Raw genomic sequence first — 23,719 nt, 5'->3', positions numbered from 1 at the left:
GACCGGTCCGTCTCCCCACCCTCGGCGGCGTCGTCCGGTGAGCCGTCGCGGGACCGGGCTCGTGGATGTGGGACCGACGGGCCGGGCTCGTGCGGGCGCGGGGCCAGTGTGGCCGGGCAACTCTTGTCGTCGTGTGGTCATGGTGTCTCCCGGTGGTGGTACGCGCTCCCGGCGGATCGCAGCCGCCGGCCGGCTCCGGTCCGCCCGCCGCCCGGTGGCGGGCGGACCGGAGCCCGCGCGAGGATGTTCTGGCTGGAACGCCAGGGCAACGCTTCGATCGACAGGATGCAATGCTCGTCGATGTCCGAACCAGTGTTTTCGAAACATGACCCAGCACGGCGCCACGGGTCACCCCCACCGCGTCCGACGCGCTACCGCGCCGCCCGGTACGTCGTCCGGTCGAAGTCGGCGTACGCGTCGCCGCCGGTCAGGTCCTGAACCCACAGACCGAAGAAGGCACCCGTGAAGCCCCACACCTCGGGCACCCCGTCGACGATCTCGGTCGCGTGCTCGTCGGAGAGGATCGTCGCGTCGAACACGTCCGGCCACCAGATCGGCGCCGCCCCCGGCGCGCCCTGGGCGAAGCGCAGTGCCGGCCCGTCCAGCGCGACGTGCAGCTCGACCGGCCCGTGCACCGGCACCGGCCGGCCGAGACGGCGCAACCGTCCACGTCGGCAGGTCAGCACGTCCGCCACCACGCCGACGCCGTCCTGGCAGGTGAGGTGGGCGTAGTACCAGTTGCGGGTGTTGTAGTAGGCGACCAGCCCGGCCAGGTGCTGGTACGAGCGGGGGATGAAGTCGACCACCGCCGAGAAGGTGGCGCGTGGGTGCTCGATCCGCCGGGCGACCAGACTCACCCGATGCCGTGATGACGGCGACTGGCCGCCCGCGAGCCGCAGGTGACCGGGGCGTGCGGTCAGCGACAGCCAGTCCGGCGACGGCGGCCGGCGCAGGGTGCTCCAGGCCGGGTCGAGCCGACCGGCGTCGAAGTCGTCGGTCTGCGGCGCCTCCCGCCACGGCCTTGCTGGTAGCCGGGGGCCGGGAACCCGCTCGTGCGGTATGCCGCCCTCGACGCGCGGCCAGCCGTGCACCGTCCAGTCGACGCGCTGCAGCGCGGTTTCCCGACCGAGGACACAGGCGCCCCGGCGGCCGAGCGGGCGCGCGGTGAGGTGCGCGAGATACCACTGGTCGTTCGGGGCGGCGACCAGACTGCCGTGGCCGGCCTTCTGCAGCGGCAGATCCGGGCGGTGGGTCGAGGTGAGCATCGGTCCATCGGGATCGGCGACATATGGGCCGGTCAGCGTGCGGGAGCGGGCCACGGTCACCTGGTGCTCCCAACCGGTGCCGCCCTCCGCGGTGATGAGGTAGTACCAGTCCCCTCGGCGATACAGATGCGGCCCCTCGGTGAAGCCGGCCGGAGTGCCGTCGAAGAGGATGATCGGCTCGCCGACCAGGACACGCCGGCGTCGGTCGTACTCCTGCGCGATGATCCCGCCGGCCCAGGACCGGCCCGGCCGCCAGTCGCAGGCGTTGGACAGCAGCCAACTGCGGCCGTCGTCGTCGTGGAACAGCGAGGGGTCGAAGCCGCGGGCGTGCAACGGCGCCGGGTCGGACCAGGGCCCGTCGATCGACGGTGCGGTGGTGACGAAGTTGGGGGTGTCCCAGAACCCGCCGGTGTACGAGTCGACGTCGGTGAACACCAGGTGGAACTCGCCGTCGACGTGGGACAGGCAGGGTGCCCACACCCCGCCCGAGTCCGGACATCCGGTCAGGTCCAGCAGACGCCGATCGGTCAGCACACCACCGAGCGGGCGCCAGTGCACCAGGTCCCGGGAGTGGTGCACTCGTACCCCCGGATACCACTCGAAGGTGGAGGTGGCGAGGTAGTAGTCGTCGCCGACCCGCAGGATCGACGGATCGGGGTGGAAGCCGGGCAGCACCGGGTTGCGGATCAGAGCCGTGTCCTCGCCGGCGGGGCCGGGCCGTCCGGGCGCGAGCAGTTCCGTCATCCCTTGACCGCTCCCTGCATGATTCCGCCGACGATCTGTCGGGCCAGAAGGACGAAGACCACGAGCACCGGAAGCACGCCTAGCGTGGCGCCGGTGAGCATCAGGGCGTAGTCGGTGTAGTAGCCGCTGGCCAGCACCGACAACGCCACCTGGACGGTCGGGTTCTCCGGGTTGAGCACCACCAGCGGCCAGAAGAAGTCGTTCCACGCCGTCATGAAGGTGAACAGGCCCAGCACTGCGGCGGCGGGCCGGATCGCCGGAAGCGCGACGTGCCAGAACACCCGGATCAGGCTGCACCCGTCGACTCGGGCCGCCTCGACGAGTTCCGCCGGCACGGTCTCCTCGACCGCCTGTCGCATCCAGAAGACACCGAACGCGGAGACCAGCGCGGGGACGATGAGCGCCTGCAGCCGACCGGTCCAGCCCAACTCGGTCATCAGCAGGTAGAGCGGGATGATGCCGAGTTGGGTCGGCACCATCATGGTGGAGATGACCAGCACGAGCAGGGCGTTGCGGCCCCGGAAGCGCAGGCGGGCGAACGCGAAGCCGGCGAGTGAGGCGAAGAAGACGTTGCCCACCGCGACGGAGGTGGCGACCAGGAACGAGTTGGTCAGCGCCACCCCGAAGTCGGAGCTGTCGAAGACCCGGGCGATGTTGTCCAGCAGGTGCCCACCGGGTGTCAGCGGTGGGGTCGTGTTGCCGATGACGCTGTTGTCGTTGCTGGCGACCACGAAGGTCCAGTAGAGCGGGAACATCGAGGCCACCAGCACGGCGGCGAGGAACAGGTAGATCAATGTCCCGGGCCGGCGGCCGCGCGAGTAGCGGCCCGGCCGGGCCGCGAGAGGGGGCGCGGCACCGACACGCGTGGAGGTCACCATGGTCGTCTTCCCTTCACCGGCTCGCCACCGAGCGCCGGACCGCGAGGAAGTTCACCAGCGCGAACACGGCGATGAGTAGGAACAGCAGCCAGGCGACCGCGGAGGCGGAGCCGGCGTCGAAGAGCGTGAAGCCCTTTTCGTAGAGGTACATGGTCACGGTCTGGAACTGGCGGTCCGAGCCGCCGTTGGGCTCACCCTGGCCGTCGAAGAGCAGTGGTTCGGCGAACAACTGCAATCCCCCGATTGTCGACACCACTGTGGTGAACAGGATCGTCGGTCGGATCATCGGGACCGTGACGTGCCAGAACGCCGACCAGGCCGAGGCGCCGTCGAGCCGGGCCGACTCGTAGAGGTCGGCCGGCACGGCCTGCATGGCGGCCAGGTAGATCAGCGCGTTGTAGCCGGTCCAGCGCCAGATGACGATCATGCTGATGCCCAGGTGCGCGGACCACTTCTCGGCCTGCCAGTTGATCGGGTCGACCCCGACGAAGCCGAGCAGCCAGTTCGCGATGCCGGCGTCCTTGCCGAAGACCTGGGCGAAGACCAGCGCCACGGCGACCACCGAGACGATGTTGGGCACCAGCACCCCGGCCCGCCAGAACGTACGAGCGCGCAGCGTGGTGTTCAGCGCCGCCGCGAGGCCGAGGGCCAGCAGCAGTTGCGGCACGGTGGAGATGACGAACAGGCTCAGGGTGTTGAACAGCGCGTTCCAGAAGTCGCCGTCGGCGAGGAGCGTGCGGTAGTTCTGCACGCCGGTCCAGCCGCCGTCGCCGTTGATCAGGTGCCAGTCGTGCAGCGACATCCAGAACGTGGCGAGCAGGGGGAACAGTCCGAAGGCTCCGAACAGGACGAAGAACGGCGCGATGAACAGGTACGGGGTCGTCCGGCGGTCCAGCATGTCAGCCAGCGTGCGGCGGCGGGCCGCAGGAGGTGGGGTCGCGGGTCGGTGCCGGGCGGCGCGGCGGAGGCTCACGTCGGTGGTCATGTCAACTCCGAGGGTTCGCGTCGGGGCGGGTGGCACGGACATGTCCGTGCCACCCGCGGTCGACAGCCGATCAGCCGAGGGTCTTCCGGGCCTCACCGAGCGCGGCCTGCCAGGCCGCGTCGGGCGACTGCTTGCCCTGCTCGACGCGGGCCAACGCGCGTCCGAAGACCGGCCGGACGTCGCCGTCACGGGTGCCCCGGTAGTTGGGGCGCAGGGTCTCACCCGAGCGGGCGAAGATCTCGCCCACCGGGGCGTTGTTGAAGTACTCGTTGCGGAAGTCGAGCACCGCCGGGTCTTTCAGCGGGCCGGGCTGTGAGGGCAGACTTCCGACGTTCTGGAAGATCTTGGTCTCCGACTCCGGTGAGGTGAGGAACTTCGCCAGCTCGTAGGCTTCCTTGGGGTGCTTGCCCTGCTTCGGTACGGTCAGGAATGATCCGCCCCAGTTGCCGCCGCTGCCGGGCACCTTGGCGATGTCCCACTTGCCGGCGTTGGCAGGCCCGGAGCCGTCCTTGATCAGGCCGAGCATCCAGCTCGGGCACGGAAGGGTGGCGAACGTGCCCTGCTTGAATCCGACGTTCCACTGCTGGCTGAACGGGTCGAGCTGAGCCGACATGCCCTTGCCGCTGGCCGCCGTGGCGACCTTGGCGAAGGTGTCCCTGATCTGCGGGTTTGTGTCGCCGACGTACTGGTCGCTGGGGTCGAAGTAGCCGTACGGCAACTGGTTGATCATGGCGCTGTAGACGTTGCCGGCGCTGTCGAACCACTTTGCCTTGCTGCCGGAGGCCACGAACCGCTGACCGACGGCGAAGTAGTCGTCCCAACTCGTGTAGAGCTTGGACACCTCGTCCCGGGCGGTCGGCAGACCGGCGGCCTTGAAGAGGTCCGCGCGGTAGCACAGCGCGAGACCGCCCATGTCGGTGCCGAGACCCATCACGAACGCGCCGCCGTCGGCGACGCCCTGCTCCCACTTCCACGGCAGCCACTGGCTCTTCAGGTCCGCCGCGCCGTGGTCGGCGAGGTTGACGAACTTGTCCTTGGACTGCCGGAACTGCGGCAGGAAGCCCTCCTCCACCGCCTCGATGTCGGCCGCGCCGGCACCGGCGGCCAGCCGGGTGGCGAGTTGCTTGTGGTGCGGGTCGAACTCCGCCTTGCGGATCTTCACCTCGATGTCGGGGTGCGCGGTCATGTATTCCTTGACCAGGGGATCGTACCCGAAGTCGCTGAACACCGCGACGGTGAGGGTGGTCTTGCCACCCGAGCCGCCGTCGCCGCCACCGCAGCCGCTCGCGGTCACGGCGAGCGCGGCGGCGGTCAGCCCGGCGGCCAATCTCATGCCCGCGGCTCTGCGACGGGGCGGGGTGCGCCAAGGCGCCATCGTTGCCTCCTCCATGATCGGGCCAGCCGGCCCGGAACACACTTCTGGTGGGGTCCGCCCGGCACCGACCCGCGGCGAGCGCCATCGGTCCGGTCGTGCCGTCGCCAGACGGGCGGCGACGGCACCGATGCGGTGCGACACAACGTAGGGCGGGTCGAAACATCGACCAACAAGTTTCGAAACATGTTGGAAACTGTGACCTCGGCGGGGGCAGACTGGCCGGGCGCGGTGCACCATCGGGGACCGCGGCGCGAGGGAGGCACCGTGGGAGGCACATCGGCTGCTCCGGCATCCCGGTGCACGCTGGCGACGATCGCGCGCGAGGCGAACGTCTCGGTGCCCACCGTCTCCAAGGTGCTCAACGGGCACAGCGACGTCGCACCGACGACCCGGGCGCACGTGGAGCGGCTGCTCACCCTGCACGGCTACCAGCGACCCCGGGTGCCGCGGCGGACCAGCCGGCGAGGGGATCTCCTCGATCTGGTGATCAACGAGTTGGACAGCGCATGGGCGCTGGAGATCCTGACCGGGGTGGAGGAGGTGGCCGAGGAGGTCAACATGAGTCTCGTCGTCTCGGCCGTGCACAACCGGGCCAGCCTGACCCGCCGCTGGCTGGACTCGCTGATCTCCCGGGGCTCGCAGGGTGCGATCCTGGTGCTCTCGGAACTGGCCGAGGAACAGCGGGCCGAGCTGGCCCGGCGGACGCTGCCGTTCGTCGTGGTCGACGGGGTGAGCCTGCCGCCGCCGGAGGTGCCCTCGATCGGCGCCACCAACTTCGGCGGCGGCTACGCCGCCACCGAGCATCTCCTCGCTCTGGGTCATCGCCGGATCGGCGTGATCGGCGGTCCGGAGCAGATGTTGTGCACCCGGGCCCGGGTGGCCGGCTACCGGGCCGCGTTGGAGGCGTCGGGCCTGCCCGTGTGCCGTGAGCTGGTGCGCTACGGCGACTTCCACCACACCGGTGGTTTGGCCGCCGCCCAGCGCCTGCTCGCCCTGCCGGAGCCGCCGACCGCCATCTTCGCCGGCAGCGACCAGCAGGCCACCGGCGTCTACGAGGCGGTGCGACAGATCGGGCGCAGCATCCCGCACGACGTCAGCGTGGTGGGCTTCGACGACCTGAACTTCGCCCAGTGGACCGCTCCCCCGTTGACGACCGTGCGCCAGCCACTGCGGGCGATGGGCGTCACCGCCGCCCGGACGCTGCTGCGGATCATCGGTGGCCAGCGACTCGACACCCATCGCATCGAGCTGGCCACGACTCTGGTCCAGCGGGAGAGCACCGCTCCCCCGCCACCGACCTGACCCGGGCCACCGGCTCGCGCCCGGCGGCCCGGTCCACACCGTCAGATCACCTGCCACCGCTGATTGGACTGGTTCGTACCGCAGGCCCAGATCTGCAACCGGGTGCCGTTGGCGGTACCCCACCCGGCCGCGTCGAGACACTTGCGGGAGTTCGGGTTGACCAGGGTGCCGTCGGAGTTGACCAGCCATCGTTGGGCGGCGCTGCCGGCGATGCAGGTCCACAGCCACACCTGACTGCCGTCGGCGGTACCGACTCCGCGGACGTCGAGGCACTTGCCGGATCCGGTGTTGACGAAGGTGTCACCGGCCCGGCGCCAGCGCTGGGCGCCGTTGCCCAGGCAGTCCCACAACTGCACAGCGGTACCGTCCGCCGTGCCGCCGCCGGCCACGTCGACGCAGCGCCCGCTGCCGGCGCCGACGATCGCCCGGTCGGTGCTGCCGGTGCAACGGGTGACGAAGTTGCGCTCGGTCAGCCCTCGGCAGAACGAGGCGCGCGCCTCCGCGTAACGGGACAGCCGGCCGTCGACGAACCAGGTCGAGTTGACCGGAAAGTCGAAGGATCCGTCGTTGACGCCGTCCCAGCCGTAGCGGAAGTCGAGGTTGATGTAGACCGCGGCGCGGATCACGCCGCGCAGGTCGTAGCTGCCTGACATGTTCGGGATCGGACCCACGTAGTCCATCAGCGAGAACAGCCGCCGAACCCACAGGTCACCACGCTGCGGTTCCAGGCCGACGGTGTCGGCGCCGTTGTCGGTGAAGTTCATCATCCCGGCCTCCGAGACGATCATCGGCTTGCCGTGGTCCTTGGCGAACTTCATCATCTTCAACACGTTCGCGTCGTGGTCCCAGTTGCGCCACACCGCTGCCGGATTGCCGGCCGCGTCCGTACCGACGTAGGCATTGCGGCACTGCGAGGCCGCCGTGTCGTAGTTCTGCGGTGGGGTGCCGTTGTAGAGGTAGCCATTGTCGTAGATCGGCAGGCACAGCTCGTGGGCGAAGACCGAGACGCCGATCCAGTCGGTGACCGCGTCACCCGGGTAGAGCTTCTCGAACTCGCCCCGCACCGGGTGGAACACGTAGGTGACATTGTCCTGCCGCTTGGCGGCGTTGATCAACGAGCGCACCTTCGCGAACGCGTTCCGGTAGGACGCGCACGAGGCGTCGGTGCAGTGGTAGAACGACGACACCTCGTAGTCGACGCGGAGGAAGAACTTCGCCGCGGGATACTGATTGACGAAGGCGATCAGGTTGCCGAACTGCGCGTCGTGACGCCCGTCGGCGATCTCCTGGGTCACCGCGCGCGAGCGGGCCGCCTTGGCGTTCTCGTCGCCGCCGGTGTAGCCGGGCGGGTTGTCCTTCCAGGAGATGCCCACCTGGACCATCCGGCCCTGCTGAGCGAGTTGGGTGGCGTGGTCGCGGTGGCCGGGGTTGACCCAGGTGCCGGACCTCACCTCGTAGTACACCGAGCCGCCGGACGGCGGTGCGGCGAACGAGGTGTAGTCGTTCCAGGCGGCGGCGGTGGACTGGCCGACGAACAACAGTCGGCCGCCGTCGGCCGGGAGAAAGGTCGCGGCCGACGCGGGGGTGGATGTGGATAACACGGTGACGACGCCGACGACCATCAGCAGGGCCGCGAGCATCGCCAGGGGACGGGTACGTGACATGGGCGAACGCTAGGCAGCCGGCCGCCGCGACGTCGACGTTTTTCGATAATCGATTGTTGCCGGCGTGTTTCGAAACTACGGGACTTTCGATCGAAACGTCGTTACGTTCCGGCCGTCGTCCCCACGCCGGATCGTCCCGGCGAAGGGCCGGCACCCCCCCACCACCTCCGAACCAGGGAGCTTCGATGCGGACCATCCGCTCGACCGGCGGCGCACGCCGGTCCCGTACCCTGATACGCGCCGCGCTCGCCCTCGTCCTCGCGACGACCGCGAGCATCGGTGGTCTGATTCCCGCGCCCCCCGCGAGCGCCGCGGTCAGCGGCCGAAACCTTCCCGCCGACGGGAAGGTCCGCCTGTTCATGGGGCAGGACTCAAGCACGTTGACCGACTACAAGCGCGACGTCCTGGACACCGATCCGACCGCACCGCGCCCCGGCGGGGTGACCCTTTACACCAACCTGCTGCTGGGCGGGGACCCACCGCCGCTCGCCGGTTTCTACGGCCCGGTCAACTGGGGCTCGGGCACTGTCGACTTCCCGGCCACGCTCGCGCAGTACCCGGACGCGGCGCTCGCCGTCGGCCTCTACCTGTCCGACGCCAGCACGGGGTGCAACAACCAGCCCCTGCGCGCCATCATCGGTCGCCCGGACGCCGACGTGGTCAACCTGACCGCCGGTTACCGGCAGAAGGTCGACGAGATGGTCACCTGGCTCAGGAACACCGGACGAGAGGTGTTCCTGCGCATCGGCTACGAGTACGACGGGCCGTGGAACTGCTACAACGCCGACTACTACAAGGAGGCGTTCCGCTTCGTCAAGGGTCGCATCGACGCGCTCGGCGCGAGCCGGGTCGCCACCGTCTGGCAGTCCGCCGGTTGGCCGATCGACGAGCACACCGACCACCCGGAGTGGAACTACGTCGTCACCGCCGCCAACCACTTCGATGCCTGGTACCCCGGCGACCAGTACGTCGACTGGGTCGGGCTGTCCGCGTTCTACGGCGCCACCTACCAGCGCTACCAGTGGTCCTGCCGCGCCCCGAACACCTCGCCGAGGGCGTTGCAGGACCGGGCGCTGAACTTCGCCCGCGGGCACGGCAAACCGGTCATGATCGCCGAGGCCGCGCCGCAGGGCTTCAGCACCGGCGCCAAGACCTCCAGCTGCATCTTCGCGAAGAATCCGCAGCCGATCAGCGCGACGGCGCTCTGGGACACCTGGTACGCCGACTTCTTCGGCTACGTCAACGCCAACACCGACGTCATCCGGGCCGTCGCATACATCAACACGAACTGGGACGCCCAGACGCAGTGGCAGTGCAACGGCGCGCCGGCCGGCCAGCCCGGCTGCGCCAACGGCTACTGGGGCGACTCGCGCATCCAGGCCGACCCCACCATCCGCAGCCGGTTCCTCACTGAGATCCGCAAGTCGATCTACGTCGGCGGCGCCACCGCCACGAGCACCGTGATCCGCGGGCAGGGCAGCAACCGCTGTGTCGACGTGGCCGGGGGCGGCACCGCCGACGGCACCAACGTCATCCTCTGGGACTGCTGGGGCGGTGCGCCGCAACAGTGGCGCCGATCCGGCGACACGTTCGTCAATCCCCAGTCCGGCAAGTGCCTCGACGTGCGCGGCAACGGCACCGCCAACGGCAGCGAGGTGTGGCTCTGGACCTGCATCGCCGGCAGCGGCGCCCAGCGCTGGGTTCAGCAGAGCAACGGCACCCTGCTCAACCCGCAGTCGGGCAAGTGTCTGGACGCGGACGGCTGGGGCACCGCCAACGGCACCGAGCTGATCATTTGGACCTGTGGCGCGAACCAGTCGAACCAGATCTGGCGACTGGGCTGATTCGCGGAGCGGGTCCCTGCTGCCCGGCAGGGACCCGCTCTCCTATCGGGCGGGGCCGGTGCTCTCCCGCTCGACCAGATGGAACGCGGGTTGCGCATGCATCGGCGGACCACCGTCGCCCTCGATCCGGGCCACCAATCGCCGGACCGCCAGCCGGCCGGTCTCCCGCTTGTCCGGGGCAATGCTGGTCAAGGTGGGGTTACTGAAGCGACCTCCTCGATGTCGTCGATGCCGGCCACCGCGACGATCGCTCCCGGAAATCCCACCGACATCCGGGCCCGGACCGGACCGACCGGCCGCCCCGACACCCACCGCCAGCCGCCAGTGGCGCAGCTCGGCCCTGACGGCCCGTCCGATGGAGACGGCATGACACGTCCCGATCCCGTCCGCCTCGCCGCACCCCTGCTGGCTGTCCTCGCCCTGATCGCCGGCCTGCTCACCGCGCCGGCCGCACCGGCGCGCGCCGTGCCGGCGAAGAATCCACCGCTGACCACCCCCTGGACCGCTCAGGCGCTCAACGGCACGCCACTGCCGGACTATCCGAGACCACAGATGACCCGCCCGGACTGGCTCAACCTCAACGGCGAGTGGCAGCTACGCCAGTCCGCCTCCGACGACGCCCCCCAGTTCGACACCGACCTGCCCGAGCGGATCAACGTGCCGTTCCCGGTGGAGAGCGCGCTGTCCGGGGTGCGGCGGGCGGCCGGCGACAACCGCAACTACCTGTTCTACCGCCGTACCGTCACGGTGCCGACGAACTGGAGCGGGCGTCGCGTCCTGCTGCACTTCGGCGCCGTCGACTGGCAGACCACCGTCTGGGTCAACGGCACCGCCGTCGGCGGGCACACCGGCGGCTACGACGCGTTCACCTTCGACGTCACCCCGCACCTGCGCGGCGGCGCCAACGAGATCGTGGTCAAGGTGTGGGATCCGACCGACAGCCGGCAGAACGGCAGTCTGCCGCCGATCGGCAAGCAGACCAAGCAGCCCGGCGGCATCTTCTACACGCCGAGCTCGGGCATCTGGCAGACGGTGTGGCTGGAACCGGTGCCGGCGGCCTCGATCAGCAGTGTCGACCTCTATCCGAACCTTGCCGACAACACGCTCCGCGTCCGGGTCTTCACCCGTGGGGACGTCAGCGGGCACAGCGTCGTGGCCGAGGCGCTCAACGGTTCCACCGTGGTCGGCTCGGCCACCGGCGGCTTCACCGAGTTCACGGTGCCCGTACCGAGCGCCCGGCGGTGGTCGCCCGACGACCCGTTCCTCTACAACCTGCGGGTCACCCTGCGCAACGCCGCCGGCGACCAGGTCGACCGGACCACGCACTACTTCGGCATGCGCGAGATCAGCACCGGTGTGGTCAACGGCGTCCTGCGGCCCAAGCTCAACGGCCAGTTCGTCTTCCAGACCGGCACGCTGGACCAGGGATTCTGGCCGGACGGGCTCTACACCGCGCCCACCGACGCCGCGCTCGCCTTCGACCTGCAGAAACACAAGGATCTGGGCTTCAACATGGTGCGCAAGCACATCAAGGTCGAACCACAGCGCTGGTTCTACCACGCCGACCGCCTCGGTCTGCTGGTGTGGCAGGACATCCCCTCGTTGACCGCGCAGGACATCAATGCCACGGACGCGCAGCAGGCGCAGCTCGAGACCGAAGCCCGCGAGATCGTGGACGAGCACCGCAGCTCCCCGGCGGTGGTCACCTACACCGTCTACAACGAGGGTTGGGGAGAGCGCGCACTCAGCGACACCCGCCGGGTCGCCCAGAACGTGAAGAACCAGGACCCGACCCGACTGGTAAACGCGCACAGCGGCTACAACTGCTGCCAGTCGCTGGGCAACCCGGGCAACGGCGACATCGACGACTGGCATATCTACCTCGGACCCGACTCACCCGTGCCATCGAGCAGCCGGATCGCGGTGCTCGGCGAGTTCGGCGGCCTGGGCCTGCGCGCGCCCGGCCACGAGTGGAGCCCGAACGGCAACTTCTTCGCCTACGAATGGCAACCCAACTCGACTGCGCTGACCGACCGCTATGTCGGCCTCGCTCAGGGCACACAGAACCTGATGCTCGGCAAGGGACTGAGCGCTTCGGTCTACACCGAGATCGCCGACCAGGAGGGTGAACTCAACGGATTCCTCACCTACGACCGGCAGGTCGTCAAGATGGACCAGGCCCGCGTGCGGGCCGCCAACCTGTCCCTCATCAACGCGTCGAAGTCGATCGGCAACTCGGCGCCGGTGGCACTGCCGCTGAACACCAGACGGTCCCTCCAGGTCACGACGCCCGGCTACACCAACCGGTACCTGCGGCACCGGGACAGCCTCGCCTACACGGAGGCGGTGGATGCGGCCAGCTCCGCGCTGCTCAAGAACGACGCCACCTACACCGTCCGGACCGGTCTGGCCGACCCGGCCTGCTACTCGTTCGAGTCGGTCAACTTCCCGGGCCAGTTCCTGCGGCACCAGGAATCACGGGTGCGCAACTCACCCAACGACGGCTCGGCGCTTATGCGCGCCGATGCCACCTGGTGCGCGCGGGTCGGCGTGACAGGCAGCGGCGTCTCGTTGGAGTCCTACAACTTCCGCGGAAAGTATCTGCGGCACTACAACTCTGAGGTCTGGCTGAGCAACGGCACGGGCGGTGAGGCGTGGAACTCCCCCACGCTGTGGGCCGCGGACAGCACCTGGAACATCGCAGCTCCCTGGGTGCCCTGACGCGCACCGGTCCGGGACGCCGGATGGACTCCGGCGTCCCGGACCGCCGTCGGCGTCGAGGTTTCGAAACGTCTCGGCGCACAGTACCCGTCGATCGACACTTGCCACAGCCTCGCCGGACCCGCACCGGCGCGCACCGGCGGACGAGCCGTCGCGGGTCCCACACCTGACCGCACGCCGGAGATCGGAGACCCCTCCATGACACGCTCCCTGATCCGACGGCTGTTCCGCTCGGCGGCAACGGTTGCCCTCGGCACCACCACTCTGCTGGGGGCGGGACCCGGCGCTCCGTCGGCCCATGCCGTCGCGGCCGCACCCCAGGTGTCGCTGCGCTTCCTGATGATCGTCAAGCCGGTGTCGCAGGTGCCCAACCTGTCGGCCACGCTCAGCCCGGCACAGGTCGACGCGGCCAGCACCGCCTTCCTCAGCACGTTCCCGCGCATGGTCGAGGATCTGACCAACGGCACCGTGGACATGAACACGCAGGTGGTCGTCTCGCCCCGGCCGCTCACCTCGATCGGGTACGCGGGCCTGATGGTCGAGCCCGGCAACATCCCGGAGGACGTCGCCGAGTTCGTGCACGCCGAGGAGTGGGACGGCGTTTTCGTCTACAACGCGTTCCGACCACACGCCTACTTCTCCAGCGGCGCGCCCGGGCCGTACAACACCGGTTGGAGCAGCGTCAACGCCCGGGACGATCTGGGCTACCACCAGGACGCGCTGGCCGGCTGGGTGCACGAGATGCTGCACCAGCTCGGTGAGCAGTACTACTTCCAGCAGCGTGGCGTCCCCGGCGCGGTCGACCTGCACTCCGCCGCCGACCACGGCTACGTCCAGAACCAGTACGGACTTCCGTACTGGATCGGCTGGTACCGCGACTTCCTCAACGGGACCATCCCGGGCAACCTCGGCCTCGGCGCGAAGGCATGGACGCTCGGCAACCGGCGTGGCGTCCCCGGCCTGCCGGTCCAGCCGGACCGGATGATCGCGGGCGCCGGATCCGGCCGCTGCGTCGACGTCTCCGGCGGGCGTAGCGCCGACGGCACCCGGGTCCAGCTCTGGGACTGCCACGGCGGCCCGGAGGTGCGCTGGCGCTGGCGGGGCAACACACTGGTCAACACCGCCACGAACAAGTGCCTCGACGTCTCCGGCGGCCGGACGGCCGGCGGCACGGTGGTGCAGTTGTGGACCTGCCTCGGCAACGGAGCGCAGCAGTGGTTGGCCGTCGACGGCACCCTGCGCAACCCGCGGTCCGGCAAGTGCCTCGACGCCGATGGCTGGAGCACCGTCAACGGCACCCGCTTGATCATCTGGGACTGCGGCAGCCACCAGTCCAACCAGACGTGGAGCTTCCGCTGACGTCCGGGCGGTGACCGGCGCTCGTCTCGTCGAGCCGGCTGGGCAAAGCGCCCGCCCACAAACAAAATCGAGATTCTTCTATTGACAAAGATTCCTTACGGTTTCACGCTGAGAGCGCTCTCCCGCGTCGCCTCCGACGTGTCGGCGAACAACCGGAAGGAGTTCGATGATCAGGACAATGGCGCTGCTCACCGCCGTGACGCTCGGGCTGTCGGCCCCGGCGGCCCCGACGGCGGCACCCACCGCACACGACCCCGGGGCGCGACCAGCGGTGGCCGGCCTGCCGGCCGGCATGGCCGCCGCGATGCGCCGCGACCTGCACCTGACCGACGCTCAACTCACCGCCCGACTCACGGCCGAGGCCGCCGCGGCCGTGGTCGACCGGCGGCTACGCTCGCGCCTCGGCACCCGGTACGCCGGCTCGTGGCTGGAGGCGGACGGCCTCCTCACGGTCGCCGTCGCCGACGCGTCCACTGCCGCCGCGGTCCGGGCCGAGGGTGCCCGACCCCGGCTCGTCCCTCGAACGCTCGCGACCTTGTCCTCGGCGCGTACCGCCCTCGACCGCAGCGCCACCGGCCGACCCCCCGGCGCCGCCGTCCGGGGATGGTACGTGGACGTCGCCGCAAACCAGGTGGTGGTGCGGATCGCGCCGGGGCAGCAACGCGCCGGCCGAGCGTTCGTGCGCGGCGCCGGCCTCGCCGACACGCTCGTCCGCTACGCGCCGACACCCGACGCGCCGCGCCCGATGTACGACATCCGCGGCGGCGACCAGTTCGTCATCAACGGCAACGTGCTCTGCTCGGTCGGCTTCGCCGTGGTCGGCGGTTTCGTCACCGCCGGTCACTGCGGAGCCACCGGCAGCCCCACCCGTGGCTTCAACAACGCCGCCCAGGGCACCTTCGCCGGCTCGTCGTTCCCCGGCAACGACTACGCCTGGGTGCGCACCAACGGCGACTGGACGTCGCGCCCCTGGGTGAACAACTACGCCGGCGGTAACGCTCCCGTCGCCGGCTCCCGCGACGCGGTGATCGGCAGTTCGGTGTGCCGGTCGGGACGGACGACCGGCTGGCGCTGCGGCACCCTCCTGGGTCGGGAGGAGACGGTCAACTACGCGCAGGGCGCGGTCTACGGACTCAGCCGCAGCAACGCCTGCGCCGAGGGCGGCGACTCCGGCGGCGCGTGGCTCTCCGGCGACCAGGCCCAAGGCGTCACCTCCGGCGGATCGGGCAACTGCTCCACCGGCGGCACGATGTGGTTCCAGCCGGTCAACGAGATCCTCGGCACCTACGGACTGAGCCTGGTCACCACCGGCGGCGGCGGCTCCGGCACCCGGATCATCAGCAACTGGAACAACAAGTGCATCGACGTGCCCAACTCGAACTTCTCCGACGGAGTGCCGTTGCAGACCTGGACGTGCAACGGCACGGCGGCCCAGGGGTGGACGTTCACCGGCGGCAGCCTACGCACGCAGAACAACAAGTGCATGGACGTCGCCTGGGGCTCCCGGGACAACGGCGCGGTCATCCAGATCGCCAACTGCAGCGGCAACCCCGCCCAGCAGTTCGTGCTCTCGGCCGCCGGAGACCTGGTCAACCCGCAGGCCAACAAGTGCGTCGACATCAAGGACTGGAACGGCAACGACGGCGCGCGGTTGATCCTCTGGGAGTGCGCCGGCACCGCCAACCAGAAGTGGCGCACCGGCTGATCCGAGGCGTGACACGGCGTCCCGTCCGGGCCGGTCCGAGGTGGGCCGCGGATGGGACGCCGTGCCGCTCAGCAACGCGTCAGCTCAGGCGCCACCGCTGGTTCCCGCCCAGCGGCCGGCCGCATTCCCAGATCTGCAGTCGGGTGCCGTTGGTCGTCCCGTACTCGACCGCGTCCAGGCACTTGCCCGAGTTCGGGTTGACCACCGAGCCGTCGCTGTTGACCACCCACTGCTGGGCGCCGTTGTTCAGGCAGGTCCACAACTGCACCACGCTGCCGTTGGCGGTACGCCCGCCGGAGACGTCCAGGCACTTGCCGGAGTTGGGGTTGACGAACGTGTTGCCGGATCGCCGCCACTGCTGCGCCGGGTTGTTGAGGCAGTCCCAGAGTTGGACCACCGTCCCGTCGGCGGTGCGCCCACCGGACACGTCCACGCACCGGCCGGACGCCTGCCCGATGATCGTCGTCGTCGGGCCACCGCCTCCCCCGCTGGTGGTCACGGTGAGCGCGGCGGACGGCGCGGACACGTTGCCGGCGGCGTCCCGGGCGCGCACGGTGTAGCGGTAGGCCGTGCCGGCGGTGAGGCCGACGTCGGTGTAGGCGGTGCCGACGACCGGGGAGCCGTTGACCTTCGCGCCCTCGCGGTAGACGTCGTAGCCGGTGACGCCGACGTTGTCGGTCGAGACGGTCCAGGCCAGCGCGACCGACGAGGCCGTCACGCCGGTGGAGCGCAGGCCGGCCGGTGCGCTCGGCGGGCTGGTGTCGCCGCCGCCACCACCGCCTCCGTAGACGTCGGAGACGCTCTTGCCGGTCGTCGAGCCGACGCCGCCGAGTGGCACCTGGTGGTCCAGGCTGACGAACTTGCCGCCGTGCTGCCAGAGGGCCGGCTTGAGCAACGCGTACTTCTGCTCGTCCCAGGTCTTCCAATCGTCGAGCAGCAGTCCACCGGTGTCACCCGAGTTCGGGTTCAACACCCAGAACGTCTGGTGCAGTCGGTGCTCGACGATGGTGTCCCGCAGCGCGGTCATCCAGCGGTCCTGTCGGGCGTCCTGACCGAGCCGGCCGCCCCACTCCCCGATCAGCAGCGGTGCGATGTTCTGCTTGTGGATGTAGAGCCAGTTCGGGTCCCACACGTCCGCGGTGAGCGTGGCCCTGTCGAACGGCTTCTGGAACCAGGGCTGCTCCCAGACCAGGGGTCCGTAATCGTGCGGCGAGTAGACGAGCTGGTCCTGCTGGGACCCGAGGTCGACCGGATACTGGCGGACGCCGCGCAGGTTGCCGCCCCACCAGTTGAAGTGGTAGTCGCCCTCGACGGTGGAGTTCCAGCTCACGCCGTCTCGCGGGTAGATCTCGATGCCCTCGCAGAGGATGAGCACGTTCGGGTTGAGCGCGAGGATCCGGCGTCCCGCCACCTGGCAGGTGTTCTTGAAGTTGTCCTGGTCGGTGGACCCGTTCCACTTCGCCCGGGGCGACTCGGTGTGCTTGCCGTGCGGCTCGTTCTTGATGTCCATCGCCACGAGCGTGTCGTTGTTCTTGTAGCGGTTGGCCACCCACTCCCATGCCTGGTAGAACAGCTCCGGGGTGACGCTGCCCTTCCACCAGACCGGATAGATGTGGCCCGAGTTGTCCGCCTCGGCGCTGTGCACGTCGAGCAGGACCTTGATGCCGAAGCGAGCACACAACTGGAGGAAGTAGTCCCAGACCTGGAGCGTGGTCATGCCGGCCAGTTCGGGATTGGCCCAGGTGTTCACTCCGGACGGCACCGCGGCCTGGCCGTTGCGCCACTCGAGGAGCAGTTGGGTGGAGATCGGCACCCGGACGATGTTGATTCCGCGGTTCGCCATCGACCTGGTGATCTCGGTGATGTTGCCGGACCACAGGCCGTGGAAGACCCGTTCGGTGGCGTTGAATCCGAACCAGTTCGTCCCGGTCAACCAGACCGCGTTGCCGGCGGCGTCGACGATCTGGTTTCCCTGGACGTGCAGCCAGTCGTCGCCGGCGGCGGGCGCCGCCACAGACCCGTCGACCATGAGCGAGGCAACGGGCTGCGCCTGCGCGCCGTTGGGCGTGAGCATCGTCGCAGCGGCCACGACGGCAACGATCATCCGGGCGACTCCTCGTCGCATGACGGGAGAGCGCAGATGACACCGGATGGAAAAAATCTTCATTCGCAATCCCCAAAGCTGGTGTGGTGGAGCGGAATGGGAGCGCTTCCATCGAAGCTTGTGATATGCGGTTGGGTGCCGGCCAGAGATTTCGAAAACGCTTGGCGGCCCCTGTCCGCGTTAGCGCCTCCGCTTCCGGGGTACGCGACGGGCGATGTCACCCTGCTCGACCTCGCCGGTGGGTACGTGCTCGACGCCTCCACCTCTCGGTCAGGTCACTCTGACGCCGGCGTGGTCTGCGCAGCGGCTTCCCACCATTCCCGCACGCCGCAGCCCGGAAGCGTCAGTCCGTCGATCCCGCCCCGGCATGACAGGCGCACGGGGTCGACCTCGACGACTGGGAGGGCGACGTGATCGGACCGGTGCAGCTGATGATGATCGGATTTCGCGGGAATCGAATTCCCCGTGAGGTGCACGACGTGGTGTGCTCTCTCATGCGCGACGAATCCTGCGTCCATGTGCTCGACATGTGGTCCGTCGCGATGCGTCCGGACCGTACCATGCGGGAGCTCACGGATTCCGACCTGGCGCGGACCTGGTCGGGGACGCCCGGACGGCTGCTGAGCAGGTTGATCACAGAAGCGGGCGCGGAGGCGGCGCTGACCAGCGAGCCGACGACGGACGACAACGGCCTGTTCATTGCCGGTCGAATCGGTTCACTGCGGCAGCAGATGCCGGCCGGCAGCGGCGTCCTGATCCTCCTGGTCGAGCACGTGTGGGCCATTCCCCTCGGTGGTGTCGTCAACCGGTGCCACGGTTTTCCCGTCACCGACGGGTGGGTGGGCAGCACGGCACTGGAACACCTCGGTCTCGACCCGGGGGCAACCGGTCCCCTCTGACGTCCGGATCCAGTCAACAGGCACTCGACCCGCTCACGCGAGCACGTGAGATCCGCCCGCTTGTCCACGGAGAGTTCGGGTATCTCGCGTCATGCGAGGGCGCAGTGACTCTTCCGCCGACACGCGACCCGGTGGCCGAACCGGCGACCACCTCGGACGCGGCAGCCTGATCACCCAGGCCGGCGGCACCGCCGTCCTGGTGACGAGCGTCGCCCCCGCCAGCGAACGGGTCGACGCGCCGCAGGTTCAACGCTGTCCTCGGGGGTGCCAGCGGGGGCGCAGCTCACCCAACTCTCCGACGCCGTTCAGGGTGGGCTCGAAGTGATCAGGTACTCACCGCAGCGCTTCCGCTGGCGCAGCACGCTGCGGGAGTACCGCCTCGGCGCCGAACACCTCGACCGGGCCGTGCTGGGTGCCCGTGGCCTGGCCCGGCGCGCGTACACGGCGATCAGTGACGGCGAGCCGATCCCGGCTGTCCTCGGTCATGCCGTCGTCGACCTGGGCCACACCGTAGGAAGCCTGCACGCCGAGTTCGTGCGGGGGCGCGAACCGTCCTCGGCACGACACCACGCACTGCGGGCCGTCCACCAGGCCGGTCACGCCGCGCGCGACGGCCTGGGCCTCTCCGGAACCGTGGTCATGGCCCAGATCCGCACCATCGCCCGAGATCTGCTGCCCGCCACCGCGATCTCCCGCACCGACGCCAACCGGATGGTCCGGCAGGCCACGCAGCGATGACGGCCGTCGCCCGTCGGACGCTGCTGCGCCGCGCACCCGCGTAGAACTGAAGTAACGGAGCCGAGGTGCCGGCAGTGCGGGTGCACCGAAACGCCGATCAGGACGTGGCGTCGGGGCGGTCGACCTCGCCGCGCCAGGCGCCGGTGGCGTTGCCCCGGCTCTCGATGAACTCCTTGAACCGCTTCGCATCGGCCTTCACCTGGTGACTGTCCACCCCGACCGCGCTGCCGGCCTTCTCCACCAGACCCTCCGGCTCCCAGTCGAGCTGGATCGTCACCCGCGTCTCGTCCTGCGCGAGCCGGTGGAACGTGACCACACCGGCGTGCTTCGTGTCGCCGCCGGTGCTCTTCCAGGCCACCCGCTCGTCGGGGTGCTGTTCGGTGATCTCCGCGTCGAACTCCCGGGTCACCCCGGCCACCTTCGTGACCCAACGCGTGTGGGTCGCGTCGATCTGCGTGATCGACTCGACGCCGTCCATGAACTGCGGAAACGACTCGAACTGCGTCCACTGGTCGTACACCGCCCGGATCGGCACCCGGACGTCGACGGACTCGGTCACGGTACTCACGGAACCTCCTCGAACGACGGAACGTCACGTCGTAGTGCCCCCACGTACCCGATTCAATCCCGAGCCCACAGAAAAGCTTCGACACGAGGCCGGCGAAATCTCGGCGCGGCGCGGGATCGGCGATGAGTTCCGGCGCCCTCGCCGGTCAAAACCGGTGCATCCGCTTGCCGGCGGAGGCAGAAAGCCCGACCATCAGGAAGGACGATCATCATGACTGCTGTCGATGCCGCGCCCGCACAGGTCACCCGCAGGATGCACCGCACGCTCTGGGCACTACAGGGCGTCCTCGGCGTGTTCCTCGTCGTCGCCTCGGCCGGCCCCAAACTCGTCGGCGAGACGTACGCGGTCCAGACCTTCGAGGACATGGGCGCGGCGCCCTGGTTCCGCGTCCTCGTCGGCCTGCTCGAACTGGCCGGCGGCATCGGACTGCTCGTACCACGGCTCGCCGGCCTGGCGGCTGCCGGACTCGCCCTGCTCATGGTGGGCGCCGCCATCACCCAGGCGTTCATCCTGCACGGTGGCGCACTGGTGATCACACCCGTGGTGCTGCTCGCGCTGTTCGTGCTCGTCGCCTGGGGCCGCCGCCGCTCGGTCGTCGTCCGGGTGATCGACTGGCTGCCACCCCACCGGCACCGCGCCGGACCGGCGGTCCATCTCCTCTTCGACTGCGGCCAGGTGCCCGACGACGTTCCCCTTCACCTGCCCGTCGGCGAGGTACGCGACTACGCCTTCCTTCGTCTGCACCAGGTGCCGACACCGGTGACGGAGGGTACGGCCGCCCGCCGTCAGACGAGCGGCTGATAGCTCAGTCTCACGACACCCGCGGGGTAGGGGGCGGCGGTGACCAGTCGCAGTCTGATCGGCAACCTGCCCGGCCGGAACGGCCTCTCACCGTCACCCCAGACCACCGGGTGCAACCAGAAACGCACCTCGTCGACGAGCCCGTGGCGCGCCAACACGCTGGCCAGCTCGCCGCAGCCGTACGAGATCAGTGATCCGGGGTGCTTCGCCTTCACCGCCGCCACCTCCTCGACGGTGTCCCGGCCGAGCAGTTTCGCGTTCCAGGCCAGCGGTTCGTTCAGGGTCCGCGATGCGACGTACTTCGGCATCGGGTTGATCAGGTCAGCGTACGGCCCCGACCCCTTCGGCCACAGCTCCGCCAACTCCTCGTAGGTCTTGCGGCCCAACAGGACCGCGTCGGCGGCACGCAACTCCTCGACCCCGTGGTGCTCGACGTCCCCCTGCTCCTCGAACCAACCCTCGAGCTGATCCATGACGCTGTCCATCGTCGTCTGCACAGACACAATCAGTGCGCCCATCAGGACTCCTCTCCGTTGCCGGAGGCGTGGCCGGCCCCGGCCCGAGCGGGACCGAACCGCCGCACTCCGACCTGGCCCAGGCCGCGTACTGCCGGGCAGTCGCGTACCTTCGCACAGTAGGCCCGGGGTGCGCCCGGCGGAAGTCGCCCCACCGCGAACAGGTCGGGTCGCCAGATCCGACGGCCGGCGGGTCCGCCAGCACACCTCCTATCGTGGGCTGTGACTTCTCGGCCACCCACGAGAGCCGACGTGGTGGCATGGGAGGCCAACCGAAGGCATGAGGCCGTTCGAACGGGGAATCGTCCCGGTATGGCGAAGTACACCGAGCCCGAACTGCGGGAAAAGCTCAAGGCGCAGATCCGCGACTCCGACAAGGGAGGTCGGAAGGGGCAGTGGTCGGCGCGGAAATCGCAGTTACTCACCCAGGAGTACAAGCGGCAAGGTGGAGGGTTCATCGGCCCCAAGGACGAGCGGCAGCGCTCCCTGCAACGGTGGGGCGAACAGGATTGGCGGACCGAGGACGGCTCGACCAGGGCCCGCCAGGGCGGTGAGACCCGCCGCTACCTCCCCAGACGGGCCTGGCAACAGCTCTCCGACCAGGAGCGCGCGGCAACCGAGAGCAAGAAACGGCGCGCTTCCAGGACCGGACGGCAGTTCGTCCCCAACACCGGCCCGGCCAAACGCGCGCGAAAGAACGTGACCACTCCGAACCGACTGTCGGATCTGCCGGTCGCCGAAGCGGGGAAGGTCGTGCGAGGGCTCGACACCCGGGAACTCCGCGCCGCGTTGCAACGCGAGCGGCGGGGTAAGGCCAGAAAGACCCTTCTTCAGCGCATGGAGGCCGAGTTGAGGCGGCGTTGAGCCTCGGCCTTGTGGAGTTACCTCGGCACGGCAGGAGGGCGACGACTCGGAGGCGCAGGTGCTGCTCATCGCGCTGTTGGCGGACCTGGCCGATCGTCACCTGCGCTCTCGGGCAGCTTGCCGCGACTGGCGTCGCGTGGTCGGACATCGCCCACCACGGGCCGGAGACAGGCGATACTCTCCCGGCATGCGGATGTTACACCTCGGTCTTCGCGTAACCAGTCTCGAACGCTCGCTCGCCTTCTACAGCGCGCTCGGATACGCCAGGATCGGCAGTGTCCCCGAGACCGGGTACGGTAGCCTGACCATGCTTCAACTCCGCGACGACCCGTTTGTCAGCCTGGAGCTTGTGCACGATCCCGCGAGGCCGGTCATCGACATCGGCGCCGTCAACCACCTCGTCATCCAGGTGGACGACCTCACCGCTACGCTCGCCGAACTGGCAACGAGGGGCGTCACCACCGAGCCGCCGACGGAACCAGCGCCAGGGATGCGGACATCGTGGCTCACCGACCCCGACGGCTACCGGATCGAGCTCGTGCAGTGGCCACCCGACCATCCAGCCGGGATGACGGCGGCCGACTTCGCCTGACCGGCGCCAGTTCGGTCCGACTCGATCCCCGTTTCGCGCGGGGCTATCACACCTCCGCACCGATCGGCCAGCCCGGCCCCGCTGCCAGCCACCGCCTCCGGTCGCTCGCGGCGGGACAGTCCCCTGATGGTCGCCTCGGCCCACTGAGGTCTGTGTCGCAGCCACTCGTCAACCGCGGCGACGTGGCCGGTGGTGTTCGTCGTCACGGCAGCACCGCACCTCGCCGGCCCGCCCCGCCCCGCCGCCGAGAATCGGCTTGGGCAAGCCCGACACCACCTGCCATCATCGAGCGATGTCTGCCATTGTCATCCGGCCCTACTCCGACCGTGACTGGCCGGCGATCGCGCGAATCCACGACGCCGCCCGGCTCGACGAATTGCGCGGCTCCGCCGGCGTCGACGCGTTCCGCACGCTCGCGCAGACCGCCGACGCCGAAGGGCTCTTCGACGGCTGCCTGTGGGTAGCCGAGATCGACGCAAGCGTGGTCGGCTTCGTCGCACTCGGCGAGGACGAGATCACCTGGCTGTACGTTGATCCGCGCCGCTACCGGCGAGGCGTCGGGAGAGCGTTGCTGCGGCACGCGCTGAGTGCCGCCGGCCCGCGGGTGGAGGTCACCGTGCTCGACGGCAACCCGGCCGCCCTCGCGCTGTACGAGAGTGAGGGCTTCACCGTGACGCAGACCCGAACCGGACGACTCGCCGGCAACGAGGCCTTCCCCGCCACCGGACACGTCATGCACCACGAGACGACCGGCTCCGCACCTGCGTGAGAGCGACCAACGGGTCACTTCCACCCG

20 protein-coding genes are annotated in these 23,719 nt (G+C 69.5%); 11 read left to right on the top strand and 9 right to left on the bottom strand.

What is annotated here, in order from left to right; genetic code table 11:
• Positions 1-371: 371 nt before the first annotated feature.
• The 4 genes from O7618_RS06005 to O7618_RS05990 all read right to left on the bottom strand — a co-directional run bounded on the left by O7618_RS06005 (position 372) and on the right by O7618_RS05990 (position 5,205).
• A complete protein-coding gene (locus O7618_RS06005; RefSeq protein ID WP_278104962.1) occupies positions 372-2,009 on the bottom strand; it encodes a glycoside hydrolase family 43 protein in 1,638 nt (545 codons plus the stop codon).
• On the bottom strand, positions 2,006-2,764 hold the full coding sequence (locus tag O7618_RS06000; protein ID WP_254188902.1) for a carbohydrate ABC transporter permease: 759 nt from the start codon (positions 2,762-2,764) through the stop codon (positions 2,006-2,008). The genes O7618_RS06005 and O7618_RS06000 overlap by 4 nt, the downstream gene beginning before the upstream one ends.
• Positions 2,765-2,900: 136 nt before the next feature.
• Complete coding sequence (locus O7618_RS05995) at positions 2,901-3,872, bottom strand: sugar ABC transporter permease (RefSeq protein ID WP_278104961.1); 972 nt, start codon at positions 3,870-3,872, stop codon at positions 2,901-2,903.
• Between the two features lie 70 nt (positions 3,873-3,942).
• Entirely contained in the window at positions 3,943-5,205 is a 1,263-nt protein-coding gene (locus tag O7618_RS05990) for an extracellular solute-binding protein (protein ID WP_278104959.1), read from the bottom strand.
• A 306-nt stretch (positions 5,206-5,511) separates the two neighbouring features.
• On the opposite strand from O7618_RS05990, the gene O7618_RS05985 reads away from it, so the two are divergent.
• Entirely contained in the window at positions 5,512-6,549 is a 1,038-nt protein-coding gene (locus tag O7618_RS05985) for a LacI family DNA-binding transcriptional regulator (RefSeq protein ID WP_278104958.1), read from the top strand.
• A 41-nt stretch (positions 6,550-6,590) separates the two neighbouring features.
• Here O7618_RS05985 and O7618_RS05980 read toward each other — a convergent pair whose 3' ends face one another.
• Positions 6,591-8,213 carry an RICIN domain-containing protein gene (locus tag O7618_RS05980; RefSeq protein ID WP_278104957.1) on the bottom strand — a complete coding sequence of 541 codons (1,623 nt, stop codon included), beginning with the start codon at positions 8,211-8,213 and terminating at the stop codon, positions 6,591-6,593.
• Positions 8,214-8,398: 185 nt separating this feature from the next.
• Between O7618_RS05980 and O7618_RS05975 the strand changes: the two genes are divergently transcribed.
• On the top strand, positions 8,399-10,057 hold the full coding sequence (locus O7618_RS05975; protein ID WP_278104956.1) for an RICIN domain-containing protein: 1,659 nt from the start codon (positions 8,399-8,401) through the stop codon (positions 10,055-10,057).
• A 42-nt stretch (positions 10,058-10,099) separates the two neighbouring features.
• Here O7618_RS05975 and O7618_RS05970 read toward each other — a convergent pair whose 3' ends face one another.
• On the bottom strand, positions 10,100-10,249 hold the full coding sequence (locus tag O7618_RS05970; protein WP_278104955.1) for a substrate-binding domain-containing protein: 150 nt from the start codon (positions 10,247-10,249) through the stop codon (positions 10,100-10,102).
• Positions 10,250-10,423: 174 nt separating this feature from the next.
• Between O7618_RS05970 and O7618_RS05965 the strand changes: the two genes are divergently transcribed.
• The 3 genes from O7618_RS05965 to O7618_RS05955 all read left to right on the top strand — a co-directional run bounded on the left by O7618_RS05965 (position 10,424) and on the right by O7618_RS05955 (position 15,842).
• On the top strand, positions 10,424-12,778 hold the full coding sequence (locus O7618_RS05965; protein WP_278104954.1) for an AbfB domain-containing protein: 2,355 nt from the start codon (positions 10,424-10,426) through the stop codon (positions 12,776-12,778).
• Positions 12,779-12,976: 198 nt separating this feature from the next.
• Positions 12,977-14,137: an RICIN domain-containing protein gene (locus O7618_RS05960; RefSeq protein WP_278104953.1), complete on the top strand. Its 1,161-nt coding sequence runs from the start codon at positions 12,977-12,979 to the stop codon at positions 14,135-14,137.
• Positions 14,138-14,303: 166 nt separating this feature from the next.
• Positions 14,304-15,842, top strand: a complete 1,539-nt coding sequence (locus tag O7618_RS05955) for a ricin-type beta-trefoil lectin domain protein (protein ID WP_278104952.1) — start codon at positions 14,304-14,306, stop codon at positions 15,840-15,842.
• A 79-nt stretch (positions 15,843-15,921) separates the two neighbouring features.
• Here the strand turns inward: O7618_RS05955 and O7618_RS05950 are convergent, their stop codons facing one another.
• Positions 15,922-17,946, bottom strand: coding sequence for a cellulase family glycosylhydrolase (locus O7618_RS05950; RefSeq protein ID WP_278104951.1), 2,025 nt, complete (start codon positions 17,944-17,946; stop codon positions 15,922-15,924).
• A gap of 410 nt (positions 17,947-18,356) precedes the next feature.
• Between O7618_RS05950 and O7618_RS05945 the strand changes: the two genes are divergently transcribed.
• Positions 18,357-18,845, top strand: a complete 489-nt coding sequence (locus O7618_RS05945) for a hypothetical protein (protein WP_278104950.1) — start codon at positions 18,357-18,359, stop codon at positions 18,843-18,845.
• Between the two features lie 321 nt (positions 18,846-19,166).
• A complete protein-coding gene (locus tag O7618_RS05940; protein ID WP_278104949.1) occupies positions 19,167-19,583 on the top strand; it encodes a hypothetical protein in 417 nt (138 codons plus the stop codon).
• 97 nt (positions 19,584-19,680) lie between these two features.
• Here O7618_RS05940 and O7618_RS05935 read toward each other — a convergent pair whose 3' ends face one another.
• The gene (locus tag O7618_RS05935) at positions 19,681-20,151 is read right to left on the bottom strand and encodes an SRPBCC family protein (RefSeq protein WP_278104948.1); all 471 of its coding nucleotides are present in this window, start codon (positions 20,149-20,151) and stop codon (positions 19,681-19,683) included.
• Positions 20,152-20,361: 210 nt separating this feature from the next.
• On the opposite strand from O7618_RS05935, the gene O7618_RS05930 reads away from it, so the two are divergent.
• Positions 20,362-20,952 carry a DoxX family protein gene (locus O7618_RS05930; RefSeq protein WP_278104947.1) on the top strand — a complete coding sequence of 197 codons (591 nt, stop codon included), beginning with the start codon at positions 20,362-20,364 and terminating at the stop codon, positions 20,950-20,952.
• Here O7618_RS05930 and O7618_RS05925 read toward each other — a convergent pair.
• A complete protein-coding gene (locus tag O7618_RS05925) occupies positions 20,937-21,470 on the bottom strand; it encodes a dihydrofolate reductase family protein (protein WP_278104946.1) in 534 nt (177 codons plus the stop codon). The genes O7618_RS05930 and O7618_RS05925 overlap by 16 nt on opposite strands.
• 309 nt (positions 21,471-21,779) lie before the next feature.
• On the opposite strand from O7618_RS05925, the gene O7618_RS05920 reads away from it, so the two are divergent.
• From O7618_RS05920 to O7618_RS05910, 3 genes are all read left to right on the top strand, one after another.
• Complete coding sequence (locus O7618_RS05920) at positions 21,780-22,331, top strand: hypothetical protein (RefSeq protein WP_278104945.1); 552 nt, start codon at positions 21,780-21,782, stop codon at positions 22,329-22,331.
• 187 nt (positions 22,332-22,518) lie between these two features.
• A complete protein-coding gene (locus O7618_RS05915) occupies positions 22,519-22,923 on the top strand; it encodes a VOC family protein (protein WP_278104944.1) in 405 nt (134 codons plus the stop codon).
• A 292-nt stretch (positions 22,924-23,215) separates the two neighbouring features.
• Positions 23,216-23,692, top strand: coding sequence for a GNAT family N-acetyltransferase (locus tag O7618_RS05910; protein WP_278109930.1), 477 nt, complete (start codon positions 23,216-23,218; stop codon positions 23,690-23,692).
• The last annotated feature ends 27 nt before the right edge of the window (positions 23,693-23,719 follow it).

This window comes from Micromonospora sp. WMMD980 (assembly GCF_029626035.1).
Taxonomy (GTDB): Bacteria; Actinomycetota; Actinomycetes; order Mycobacteriales; family Micromonosporaceae; genus Micromonospora.
The sequence above is the reverse complement of the archived record's forward strand: the minus strand, read 5'-3'. Positions and strand labels throughout refer to the sequence as shown.